This is a genomic window from Klebsiella sp. 18074, from assembly GCF_902705905.1.
Lineage (GTDB): Bacteria > Pseudomonadota > Gammaproteobacteria > Enterobacterales > Enterobacteriaceae > Klebsiella > Klebsiella terrigena.
Window position 1 is genome coordinate 1 of sequence record NZ_CACSIS010000042.1, and the last position, 11,207, is coordinate 11,207.

At 61.1% G+C, this 11,207-nt stretch carries 10 protein-coding genes; 3 read left to right on the top strand and 7 right to left on the bottom strand.

The window, feature by feature from the left end; all coding sequences use genetic code 11:
• Positions 1-184: 184 nt before the first annotated feature.
• Entirely contained in the window at positions 185-625 is a 441-nt protein-coding gene (locus tag GVK32_RS26360; RefSeq protein WP_159873697.1) for a helix-turn-helix domain-containing protein, read from the bottom strand.
• Positions 626-959: 334 nt separating this feature from the next.
• On the opposite strand from GVK32_RS26360, the gene GVK32_RS26365 reads away from it, so the two are divergent.
• A complete protein-coding gene (locus tag GVK32_RS26365; protein WP_076945280.1) occupies positions 960-1,652 on the top strand; it encodes a CTP synthase in 693 nt (230 codons plus the stop codon).
• Between the two features lie 65 nt (positions 1,653-1,717).
• On the opposite strand, the gene GVK32_RS26370 is transcribed toward GVK32_RS26365, so the two are convergent.
• Positions 1,718-2,902: a CynX/NimT family MFS transporter gene (locus GVK32_RS26370; protein ID WP_159873696.1), complete on the bottom strand. Its 1,185-nt coding sequence runs from the start codon at positions 2,900-2,902 to the stop codon at positions 1,718-1,720.
• Positions 2,903-2,999: 97 nt separating this feature from the next.
• Between GVK32_RS26370 and GVK32_RS26375 the strand changes: the two genes are divergently transcribed.
• Positions 3,000-3,794 carry a helix-turn-helix domain-containing protein gene (locus GVK32_RS26375; RefSeq protein ID WP_200842948.1) on the top strand — a complete coding sequence of 265 codons (795 nt, stop codon included), beginning with the start codon at positions 3,000-3,002 and terminating at the stop codon, positions 3,792-3,794.
• Here the strand turns inward: GVK32_RS26375 and GVK32_RS26380 are convergent.
• Both GVK32_RS26380 and GVK32_RS26385 read right to left on the bottom strand, forming a co-directional pair.
• Entirely contained in the window at positions 3,778-4,224 is a 447-nt protein-coding gene (locus GVK32_RS26380; RefSeq protein ID WP_041145056.1) for a DUF441 domain-containing protein, read from the bottom strand. The two genes, GVK32_RS26375 and GVK32_RS26380, sit on opposite strands and share 17 nt — an antisense overlap.
• A 126-nt stretch (positions 4,225-4,350) precedes the next feature.
• Entirely contained in the window at positions 4,351-4,851 is a 501-nt protein-coding gene (locus GVK32_RS26385) for a YbaK/prolyl-tRNA synthetase associated domain-containing protein (protein ID WP_159873694.1), read from the bottom strand.
• 263 nt (positions 4,852-5,114) lie between these two features.
• On the opposite strand from GVK32_RS26385, the gene GVK32_RS26390 reads away from it, so the two are divergent.
• Complete coding sequence (locus tag GVK32_RS26390) at positions 5,115-6,263, top strand: glycosyltransferase family 9 protein (protein ID WP_159873693.1); 1,149 nt, start codon at positions 5,115-5,117, stop codon at positions 6,261-6,263.
• A 134-nt stretch (positions 6,264-6,397) separates the two neighbouring features.
• Here the strand turns inward: GVK32_RS26390 and ttrA are convergent, their stop codons facing one another.
• Genes ttrA through ttrB form a run of 3 tightly spaced genes read right to left on the bottom strand, consistent with a single transcriptional unit; the run spans position 6,398 to position 11,207 of the window.
• Positions 6,398-9,463, bottom strand: coding sequence for a tetrathionate reductase subunit TtrA (gene ttrA, locus GVK32_RS26395; protein WP_159873692.1), 3,066 nt, complete (start codon positions 9,461-9,463; stop codon positions 6,398-6,400).
• Positions 9,456-10,478, bottom strand: a complete 1,023-nt coding sequence (gene ttrC / locus GVK32_RS26400) for a tetrathionate reductase subunit TtrC (protein WP_159873691.1) — start codon at positions 10,476-10,478, stop codon at positions 9,456-9,458. Before ttrC ends, ttrA begins: the two co-directional genes overlap by 8 nt.
• Complete coding sequence (gene ttrB, locus GVK32_RS26405; RefSeq protein WP_159873690.1) at positions 10,479-11,207, bottom strand: tetrathionate reductase subunit TtrB; 729 nt, start codon at positions 11,205-11,207, stop codon at positions 10,479-10,481.

Below are 11,207 nucleotides of genomic sequence, written 5' to 3' on the forward strand. Positions count from 1 at the left end.
TTTACGGGCCGTAAGTAATCCATAGATGCAAATGTCAGATTGCTATGCGCCTGTTAGGGCGCGGCTGGTAACAGAGCCTTATAGGCGCATATGAAAAACCTCCGGCTATGCCGGAGGATATTTATTTTCGCCCATTCTTTGCCCGCGCGGCTGTCTCAGCCGGCGGGCGATTTCCGCCGCCAGGCTAGTTTTTTTTCCCTGCTTCCGCCGGCGGAAAAGACCAGACAACGCTGTGAGACGCTGATGAGGTGTACCATTCGTTAATGGTGGCGTTTGCGTCGCTGGCCTTTTCGGCTGCGGCGCATTGCTCTTTTGGCGGCTGCGCCTTTTTGCGAATACGGATGCGGGGAGGGGCGGTGGCGTTGATTTGCGCATTAAAAGTACGAATGTGCGAATCGAATAAAACTGACTCCAGCTGATGCAAACGATCGAGACCGCGCAATATTCCGATTAGCGTGCTCAGGGTAACGGATTCACCTAATTCTACGCGTTTGATGGTTGCTGCGCCGACCTGCGCACGTTCGGCGAGTTCAATTTGAGAGAGCCCGAGCTGCATACGCGTTTCTTTAATTCTGCGGCACAGTTCAGAGATAATTTCGCTATCGGACATGGTACTGAAACGCATCTTGCTGCCTCTACTGCTTAATAAATCATTACAGATTATTTAACAGGCTAATTTATAAATAAAGTGAATAATTCCCTTTTTGCGAGAGTAATAACACTGTTTTTTTATTTAACAAAATAGCTACAAAAAAGCGGGGTAAATAAATAGCGGGAATTGAATAAGATAGTCAAAAAGCGGAGAGAACTTTTCATTCACTTTCAGCACGGGCAGCGCCCCTCACGCCAAATGCGGCTCGCCGGTCGGGCGGAAAATAAGGATTGTGTTCCGTGAGGGAGATCGCTAATCTGAGGCTCCTTGTGTTGCCCGAAAATCGTTCTGACATAAGGACCCTGCTATGAACACTCCCCTGCGTATTGCCCTGGTTGGCGACTACAACCCTGACGTTGTCGCTCACAAAGCGATTCCCCTGGCCATCGACGATGCCGCTGCCGTGCTGGAGCTGCCTCTGCGCTATGACTGGCTGGCAACCAGCGATATCCACGATGCCGAAGCGCTCGCCGACTACGACGCCATCTGGGTGGTTCCTGCCAGCCCCTATAAAAATGCCGCTGGCGCGTTTATCGCGATCCGCTATGCGCGCGAAAACAGCATTCCCTTCCTCGGCACCTGCGGCGGTTTTCAGCACGCGATCGTTGAGTATGCGCGCAACGTCCTGGGCTGGCAGGATGCGGCGCATGCGGAAACGGACAGCGAAGGGCGAATGGTGATTGCGCCACTGAGCTGCTCGCTGGTGGAGAAAACGGCGGCGATTGAGCTGCGTGCGAATACGCTGATTGCCCGCGCCTACGGCCGCGACAGCATCGAAGAGGGCTATCACTGCAGCTATGGCATTGCCGAGGAGTTTGCCCGCGAGCTGGAGCAGGGCGACCTGCGGGTGACCGGCTGGGACGAAGAGGGGGATATTCGGGCGGTGGAACTGGTAACGCATCCGTTCTTTGTCGCGACCCTGTTCCAGCACGAGCGCAACGCGCTGGCCGGAAGTCCGTCGCCGCTGGTGCACGCCTTTTTGCGCGCCGCCAGCCAATAGCGCGCTCTGACTCCGCCACGACCCCGGAACGCCGGGGTCGTAGGGCCGAGGGGTAAAAACGAGCGTTAGCCGTTAATCTCCCGGGCGCGACCGGCAAGAGCGCCGAATATGGCCATCACCACGGCGGTCAGCGCCACGGCGATGAGCGGAATATGCCAGTCGCCGTTGGCATCATGAATTTTTCCCATCACCGGCGGCCCGCAGGCGGCCAGCAGATAGCCAACGGCCTGCGCCATGCCGGAGAGAGCCGCCGCCTGGTGCGCCGAGCTGGCGCGTAGGCCGATAAAGGTCAGCCCCAGAATCATCGTTGCCCCGGAACCGAAACCAAAGATCAGCGTCCAGAGAACCGCCTGCCCCGGCGCCAGCCACAGCCCGGCCGAGCTGACGGCGCACATCAGCGCCACCAGCACCGCGATGCCGCGCTGGTCTTTCAGGCGGTGCAGGATCAGCGGGATCGCGAGGCCCGGCGCGGCGGTGGCCAGCTGAAGCAGACCGTGCAGGGAGCCGGCCTGGGCTTCGCTATAGCCGAGGCTCTGCAAAATGGCCGGCAGCCAGCCGACTATCACGTAATAGACCAGCGAGTTAATGCCGAGGAACAGCGTCACCTGCCAGGCCAGCGCCGAGCGCCAGATCCCGCGGTTGTGCAGGGTGCCTGACGCGGTCAGCGGGGCGGCGGCCTCTCTGCGCGACTGCGGCAGCCAGATGAACAGCGCCAGCAGCGGGAAGGCCATCAGCATCAACAGCGCCCCGCGCCAGCCAAAGCCGGCCAGCGCCAGCGGGACCACCATAGCGGAGCCCAGCGCCGCGGCGGCGCCCATGGTGAGCGAATAGGCACCGGTCATTTTAGCCACGTGCTGCGAAAAATCGCGCTTGATTAAGCCCGGCAGCAGCACGTTACCTAACGCAATCCCGCAGCCTATTACGGCCGTTCCGCCAAACAGCATGGCCGCGGAAGGCAGCGATCGCAGGCCGATGCCGAGGCAAATCAGCCCTAGCGCGATCAGCAGGCTGCGCTCAATACCGAAGCGGCGGGCAACGCCTGCCGCCAGCGGCGAAACCAGGCCAAAGGCCAGCAGCGGCAGGGTGGTTAACAGCCCGGTTTGGGCGGTGGTCAGCCCGTACTCCGCGCGAATGGCGTCGAGCAGCGGGGCGGCGCCGGTAAAGGTCACGCGCAGCGTGGTGGCAATCAATAAAATACCGGCAATCAGCAGCAGATTACGGCGGCCGGCAGAAGGAAGAACAGAACTCATGGCTATCTCAAACGAGTAAACAGGAAGGCTACAATAGCGCGTTTGCCGAATGTTTAAATCAAGATAAAATGACAGATTATCGCTAATATCGGACAATCTGATGATTGGTTTAAATCTTGACGGCTATGACCCGGACAGCGGGCACGAGGCGGCTCTCGCATTCCATATTCAGGTGGTGGAGGACGAGCAGTTTATTCCGCGCCACCAGCACCGCAAGGGGCAGCTGATCCTCGCGCTGCACGGCGCGTTAACCTGTGAGGTGGAAAGCGGGATGTGGATGGTGCCGCCGCAGTATGCGGTGTGGGTACCGGGCCAGCAGCCCCACAGCAACCGCGCGACGCCGGGGGCGCGGATCTGCTTTTTATTTATCGAGCCGGGAGCGGCGCCGATGCCGCAGCGCAGCTGTACGCTGAAGATCTCTCCGCTGGTGCGTGAGCTGATCCTGACCCTTGCCGCGCGCAGCGCGACCGAGAACGATGCTCCCGCCACCCGACGGCTGGTGCAGGTGCTGTTTGACGAGCTGCCGCAGCAGCCGGAGGAGCATCTGCAGCTGCCGGTTTCCGCGCACCCGAAAATCCGCCAGATGGCGGAGCTGATGGCGGTAGCGCCGGCACAGTGGCAGACTCTTGGACAGTGGGCGGCGGAGTTCGCAATGAGCGAGCGCAACCTGGCGCGGCTGGTGGTTCGCGAAACCGGCCTCAGCTTTCGCCGCTGGCGGCATCAGCTGCAGCTGATCCTCGCGCTGCAGATGCTGATCCGCGGGCAAACGGTGCAGCAGACCGCGCACGGCCTGGGATATGACTCGACGACCGCCTTTATCACCATGTTCAAAAAGGGCCTCGGCCAGTCTCCCGGACGCTATCTTGCCAGCCTGACTACGACTTTCCGATAAACAGCGAGATGATCCCCGCGGCGATCAGCGGGCCGACGGGCACCCCGCGGAACAGCGCGACGCCGAGGACGGTTCCCACCAGCAGTCCGGCGACCAGCTGCGGCTGCGAGCCCATCAGCGAAATGCCGCGCCCGCCGAGCCAGGAGACAAACACCCCGACGGCGATAGCCAGCAGTGACTTCCAGTTCACGAACGAGTGCAGCAGCGTCGAGGGCGGCAGGGTGCCGCTGGCGATAGGCGCCATCACGCCGATGGTCAAAATGATAATACCGATCGTCAGCCCCTGTTTTTCAATCCACGGGAAAAAGACGTTGAGCGGCGTGACGCGCACGATAATCAAAACCAGGATAGAAATTGCCACGGTAGTGTTGTGGCTGATAAAGCCGAGCGCGGCCAGCCCCAGAAGCACGAACAGGGTGGTATCGAACATGTCAGGAGATCCTTGCCAAAATAATAAGCCCGTCTACTTTACGCATAATAGCGTGAATAAACAGGCTTATTTGTCACGCCGGCGCGCTTTCTGCTGACGGCCTGGCGCGGCAGAGATGGAGACCCCTCAGGCTTCCCGGCGAAAGGCAACCAGATCGGGACGGGCGATGCGCAGATAGTCTGCCGTATTGAGGATAATTGACCTGTCCAGCCGCCCGGCGTTAAAGGCGATTTCGCTGAAGTTTTCGAACAGCAGCGGGTCGGCCACCAGGCGCAGCGCCGGATGGAAGCTGAAAGGGGGAATGGCGCCAAAAACGCAGGCCGTCAGCGCATCGACTTCGGCGGGGCTGGCCAGCGAGGCTTTGCTGCCGCCAATGTGCAGCGCCAGGCGCACCAGATCGGCCTGCTGGTCGGCGGCGAGGATCGCCAGCACATGCTGATTTATGCCGTGGCCTTTCACTTTGCAGACCAGCGCCTTAGCCCCTTGTCCGAGCGCGGTGCCGCGAATTTCAGAAACCGCCTCGCATTTTCCCACCGCCTCATGCTCTACCAGCCGATAGCGGGCCTGGCGTTCGTCGAGCAGCGCCAGCAGTTGATGGTGGGTGTTCGGTTTTTCAGGTGCATTCATGCGCGGTTCTCTCCGGGGACAAAACGGCAAGTTTAATCTTCTCCGCGCCGGATGAAAACCGTCGGCTGGCGCCGCATTCTTCCACATTAAATTCATATTTCACTCATTTTATCTGCGTAACGATATGCTGGAATAGTGAAAAGTATTACTATCCCTGCGCTGCTTAAAGCGAAAGGAATTTATTAATCAAGCGAACTTTTCTCATTTTCATTAGTCCTTAATGGGACTAACGAGGTGCTGTTGATAGTGGTAACGAGGTTATGATGATGGAAAATGCAGCGGTGCAGGTATCCCCCCGGAAGTTCAAAAAAATAAGGGAACTAAACAGGCGCCGTAATTATTTTATTAAGAAAGTTCGTAACGTGATGCGCGTTTATATTGCGAAAGCGTTTTGGGACCAGCATACCCGCCGTGAGGCCGACGTCGGGTCGGCGAAAACCGTGCTGCTGATGCGCAACGAAGGCGCCGTCGGGGACGTGGTCGTGGATTCCGCGCTGGTGAAATGCCTGCATGAGTCGGGCTATACCGTGGATTTCCTGCTGACCAAATCGAATAGCCAGGTGATGCGCCATAACCCGCGGATCCGCCATATCTATGAGGCTGATAACGTCGACTCCGCCGCGTTTCTGCGGAAATTTACCCACAACGTTCCTCCGCCCGTTATTAATGAGCTGGCAAATAATAAGTACGATATCGTTATTGACCCCTCTTTGTTTGATATGCCCGTACACCGAATGCTGCTGCTTCGACAAATAAAAGCAAAAGCCGTGCTCGGTTTTAATAAATGGCCATCAATTAACCATTACACCACCTCGTTTAAATTTGATTGTGAAAACTGGCATGTCAGCAAAACCTTTGATTTTATTGCTGAGCATATGCAGCTGGATAAGAAACATCTCGGGACCTACGACCTGCATATTCCGCCGGATGTCCACCAGCAGGTTCGCCAGCATTTGGCCGCTATTGAGGGGCCCAAAGCGGTGGTGAACATTTTTGCCGGCCATCAGGACCGCAGCCTGTCGCAGGAGCAGCTGTCGGCGCTGATCGCCAGGCTGCAGGCGGAGTATCCTCGGGTCAACGTTATTCTGCTCGATCATCGCAACGAAATTCGCATTCCGCTGCCGGAAAAGGTGAGCGTGAATCCGTTTAAAACCCTGCACCACGCGATGGCGCTGATTGCCGAAACCGACCTGGTTATCTCGCCGGATACGTCGATCGTGCACATGGCGGCGGCGTGGAAGAAACCGCTGGTTGCGGTCTACAAAGATGTGCAGATGAACAACCGACTGTGGGCGCCGGGGTATGACAACGCCCGGCAGATCATCGTTAAATGCGGCAAGGTGCACCAGCAGCACGATCTTGCCGACCTGATCGTCGCGCAGATCGATCCCCAGGTGCTGAAGAGCCGCTAGGCGCAGTACCGATTTGGATTTCGGCCCTGCGCTAAAGACGGCGCCGGGACCGAAGCCCGCCACGGGATGCCCACGCCGCCGGCCGGGCCCGACGGCTGTAGCGCACGCCCGGCGACCGCACTCGTCGCGGGGCGCTATACCCGCTCGATCCTCGCCGGTAGCCCCTGACGCACCGCCGCGCCGGAGACCCAGTCCAGCCAGGTATTACTCACCTTGCGGGTCGGGTCGGCAAACCCCAGATCGTTCAGGTTCACCCCCGATCCTACCTGCGGGCTAAACGGCAGCGGTTCGCCGTCCAGCGTATGCTGCGCCGCCCCCAGCTCCCGATGTCCGTAGCCGTGCTCGATAGCGATAACCCCTGGCATCACGCCGTGCAGCAGGCTGATCCCCGCCTCTACCTCGCCGCCGGGGGTGATAATGCGCACGCTGTCGCCGTGCGCCACGCCGAAACGCTGGCCGTCGAGAGGATTCATCGCCACCAGGTTGAGCGGCTTAAGGTGGTGCAGCCGGGGGATCGTCGTCGAGGCGCTGCCCATGGTGTTCGACTTAAAGGAGATAAGCTTCAGCGGCCACTGCCTGGGCGGAAAAAGCTCATCGATAGCGCGGCCGTCGGAGAGCCTGGGCGGATACCACGTCGGGCAGCCGCTGTAGCGTTCGCCGGTAATAGCGTGGCGATGAGCGGCCACCTCCGCGTTCCAGATCTGCAGCGGTTTTTCCCAGCTATTGCCTATCTGCTTGCCGCTGCGCCCGCTTTTATCGGGGGCGAAGCGGCCCCCGCGCGAGTAGATAAAGGCCACCCGGCTCACCTCATCGGATTTCAGCGTCTGCGCCATAAGCGGCAGAATACGCTCGACGCCGGTCAGGGCAAGGTCCTCCTGGACGGCCTCGGCGACCGGGGTTTTGCCCATAAACGCGATGTTGGCAGCCATGCGCAGGTAGTAATCTTCGGCGCGATTCAGCGGGTAGCTGTTGCCCTCGGCGTCGGTTATTGCACGATCGCCGAACCCCGGCAGCTCCAGGCGCCGGGCGACCGCGATGCAAAAAGATTCCATCGAGATCGGCTGACCGTCGGCGCTACGCGCGGTCGCCGACGGAACAATGGGCCAGCGCGCGGTGCTGGCTTTGCTGGCAACCCCGGCCCACGGGGCGCTGAATCCCCAGCTTTCGAAATTATGCGTATCCGGCACGATGTAATCGGCCAGGGCGGTGGTTTCGTTCATAAAGGCATCAATGGCGATAAACAGCGGCAGGCGCTGCGGATCCTTGAGCTTCTCCTCCGCCACGGCCCGCAGGCCAGGAATGCCGTACAGCGGGTTGGTCATGTTGGAGATCCACGCCTTGAGCGGATAAGGATACCCCTCCAGCGCCGAGCTCAGCAGCTCGGTCAACTGCCCGGCAACGAACGGGTACCACGGGGCCTTCGCCGGAAAGGGGGAGATCCCGGCCGCCACCTTGTCGCGGTACTCTTCGGAGGATTCATACGCCGTTTTACTGCGCGCAATGCTCAGCCCTTTGGGCTTCACCTTGCCGGGGAAGCTCTCCAGATTGTAGCGCGGGCCGTCGGTCGCGCCGTTGAAGCGGCCGCCGCCTACGAAGACCCCGCCCTGTAGGCTAAGGTTGCCAATCAGCGCGTTGAGCATCATCACCGCCCAGGCGTTGTAAAAACCGTTGCCTGCCATCATCCCGCCGTGGGTGATAACCGCCGCCCGACGTCCGTGGCGGGTAAAGGAATCCGCCAGGGCGATGATTTTTTCCTCCGGCACGCCGCACCGCTGGCCGTATTGCGCCATCGTCAGCTTTTCGGCCGACTCTTTCAGGCAGAGGAAGCTGCTTTTCACCGTCACTTCGCGCCCGTCGGTAAGGGTGACCCGGCGGGAGACCAGCAGCTGCGCGCGCGGGCAGGTTGCGGCAGAGACCTGTTCGCCGGCCTCGTTAACAACCACAGGTTCATCGGCGCCGCCGGCGCTCAGATGGGCGAGGGTTAAATGCTGCCCGGCCAGACCCGGGATCTCATCGGTTATCACCAGATGGCTGGCGTTGGTGGTGCTTTTTTCTCCGGCCTGGCGCATCGCCTGCGCGCCGGGCATCGCCAGGTAATCGGCGTTAAAGCGCTGGTTTTCGATTATCCAGCGGATCATCGCCATCGCCAGAGCCGAGTCGCTACCGGGGATCACCGGCAGCCAGCGGCCGCGATCGTCGGCCATCACCGTGGTCAACGGCAGCGCCGGGGCGACCACCACGTAGCGAAAGTCGCTACGCAGGCGGGCGCTGGCGAGCTGCCTTGCCTGGCGCTTAAAGGGGTTGCCGGACTGGGCGGGGGAAGTGCCCATAAACAGCGCGAACTCAACGTGCTCCCAGTCGGGTTTCACGTGCGGATTTTTATCCAGATCGCCCATCAGCGCACCGGAGCCCGCGCGGTAGGCCAGGCCGCAGTATGAGCCGTGGGCACCGAAGTTTTTGCTGCCAAAGCTGTTCAGCGCAAAGCGGCGTAGAAAGGTATCGCGACCGTCGTCGCTGGTATTGGTGACCAGCAGCTGGTTGCTTTTGGGGCCGAACCCGGGATGCTGCGGGTCAACCGGTGTTGTCGGGGCATGGATGGCGCGCAGGCCCTCAACGTGGCCCTCGCTAAACAGGTCGCCGCCTTCCACCACCTCGTGGATCAGCTGTTCAAAACTGATGCGCTGCCATTTGCCTTCGCCACGTTTCCCTGCGCGCTTCATCGGTTGCAGAATGCGCAGCGGGCTGTAGAGCCCTTCCAGCAGCGTAGCGCCTCGCGCGCAGGCGGTGGAGCGGCCGTCGAGGCCGCTTTCGCCCGCCAGCTGCTGCATTGCGCTGGCAAAAGGAACCGCCGAATCTACGTGCTGCTCGTGCGACAGCGGATGATAGGGGTTGCCGGCAATGCGCAGCGCCTTGTGGCTTTGACGATCGACGCGAACCCGCACGCCGCACTGGGTCCAGCAGCCGAAGCACTGGGTCATGGAGATGACCTGCTGCGGGTTTTGCTGCCAGCGGGGCCGCGCGTTCGCTTCAGGGATCAGCGCATTGCCAAAGATGCGGTCGCGGGTAATTTTACCCGACGTGCCGTTGAGCAGGCCGTCGAGGGCCCGCCTGGCTACCTCCCGATAGCTGAGGGCGAAGGTTGCCATACCGCCGATGGCCAGGCCGACTTTGAGCCACTGGCGACGGGTTAAATTAGCCATGTTGCACTCTCCTTGCGAGGCCGTTTACGGTTTCGCGCACAATAATCAGCAGCGCCACCCACAGGCCAAATGTGCCGAGGATCGCCAGCCAGCCGTCGGTGCCGGCGGGCAGGGTATAGGGATTAAACCCGGCGTTGAATTTAGGAATCGTTTGTACCTGGATAAGCAGCGTCCAGCGGATCAGCCAGCACAGCGCCATCGCCACGACCGCCAGCGCCCCGCGCGCGCGCAGCGCCAGCCGGCGGCGAAGTGCAAGGCCGCAGCAGGCCAGCGACGCCGCCCACAGCAGCGCCCAGCCGGCGGCGTAGCCCCGGGCCGACGGTGAGACCGCCAGCCACTGACGAATGGCGTGGCCGGAAAGCGTGTCGCCGCTGAGCCAAATGATGACCACCGCAGCCAGCAGGATCAGGGCCGCGAGCTGCCACTGCGCCAGCCGCCGCTGCAGGTGGAAATCATCCCCCGCGGCCACCGCTATCAGGGTGAAAAAGGCCTGCAGCGCGCTGAGGAACATCACGACGGGAAGGGCGTAGCTGAACCACACCGGGCGGGCCAGCACCACCGATACCTCGCGGCCGGTGTAGAGCAGCAGACCGACCGCCAGCAGGGCGCTGGCGAGGGCTAACCATTTAGTGACATTGTAACTTTTTCGCCACAGCCGCTGCGCCAGCAGCGCGAGGAACCACAGCCCGAGAAACAGGGTAAACAGCGGTAAAAACAGGGCTCCCCACGGCATCCACGACCACGGGGTGGGCCAGGCATAAAAGTGCCAGAAGCGGGCGGTCTGATGGAGATCCGCGGTGAGCGCGAGCGGGGCGGTTATCGCGCAGGTCAGAGTAATCAGCAGCGTCAGGTATTCCAGCTTTTCGCTACTCCCGGCGCGCCAGCGCAGCGCGCAGGCAAACAGCGCCCCGCAGGCGGCAATGCCGATAAAAAAGAAATACTGCACTGCCCACGGGAGCCAGCTCACCTCCTGCGGATGGGTCAGAACTTCTGCAATCAGCGCTGAATGCGTCATTTAAACCTCCTGCCAGAGAGCGGGCTGCGCCCGTCCCATCAATGGGCTAACAAACGCGGCGTCTAGCCCCAGATAGAACACGTGGGGGGCAGTGCCGTTTTCCGGCTTCAGCACCCTGATGTCGTCATGATGCTGGTGAAGCATTTGCGCGATGCGGCTGTGCGGATCCTTGATATCGCCGATGATACGCGCCCCGCCCACGCAGGACTCCACGCAGGCGGGAAGCAGCCCGGCCTCGAGGCGGTGGACGCAGAAGGTACATTTATCGGCGGTTTGCGTCTCATGGTTGATAAAGCGCGCGTCGTAGGGGCAGGCCTGCACGCAGTAGGCGCAGCCGACGCAGCGGGTGTTGTCCACCACCACGATCCTGTCCTCGCGCTGAAAGGTCGCCTGCACCGGACACACCGGGACGCAGGGCGGGCTATCGCAGTGGTTGCACAGGCGCGGCAGCAGAACGTTGGTCACCTCATCCGCCAGCCGCACCTGATACTGATTGACGTGGGTACGGAACTCCCCCTGCGGGGTCTGGTTTTCTATCGCGCAGCTGACGGTACAGGCCTGGCAGCCGATGCAGCGGCGCAGATCGACCAGCATCGCGTAGCGCCGCTGCACAGACCCGCCGTGACGCTCCGGCGACAGGGGGAATTTTGCCTGCGCCAGCGGCACCAGCGAGGCGCCGGCGGTCAGAACGCCCAGCTGCTGGAGAAACTGCCGTTTACTGCTGTCCAT

What these genes read in the sequence shown, in the direction of transcription:
- GVK32_RS26385 (WP_159873694.1), bottom strand. Translation starts at nt 4,851, where the DNA reads ATGAATGCACCTGAAAAACCGAACACCCACCATCAACTGCTGGCGCTG.
- GVK32_RS26380 (WP_041145056.1), bottom strand. Translation starts at nt 4,224, where the DNA reads ATGTTCGATACCACCCTGTTCGTGCTTCTGGGGCTGGCCGCGCTCGGC.
- GVK32_RS26360 (WP_159873697.1), bottom strand. Translation starts at nt 625, where the DNA reads ATGCGTTTCAGTACCATGTCCGATAGCGAAATTATCTCTGAACTGTGC.
- GVK32_RS26365 (WP_076945280.1), top strand. Translation starts at nt 960, where the DNA reads ATGAACACTCCCCTGCGTATTGCCCTGGTTGGCGACTACAACCCTGAC.
- GVK32_RS26390 (WP_159873693.1), top strand. Translation starts at nt 5,115, where the DNA reads ATGATGGAAAATGCAGCGGTGCAGGTATCCCCCCGGAAGTTCAAAAAA.
- ttrC (WP_159873691.1), bottom strand. Translation starts at nt 10,478, where the DNA reads ATGACGCATTCAGCGCTGATTGCAGAAGTTCTGACCCATCCGCAGGAG.
- GVK32_RS26370 (WP_159873696.1), bottom strand. Translation starts at nt 2,902, where the DNA reads ATGAGTTCTGTTCTTCCTTCTGCCGGCCGCCGTAATCTGCTGCTGATT.
- ttrB (WP_159873690.1), bottom strand. Translation starts at nt 11,207, where the DNA reads ATGGACAGCAGTAAACGGCAGTTTCTCCAGCAGCTGGGCGTTCTGACC.
- ttrA (WP_159873692.1), bottom strand. Translation starts at nt 9,463, where the DNA reads ATGGCTAATTTAACCCGTCGCCAGTGGCTCAAAGTCGGCCTGGCCATC.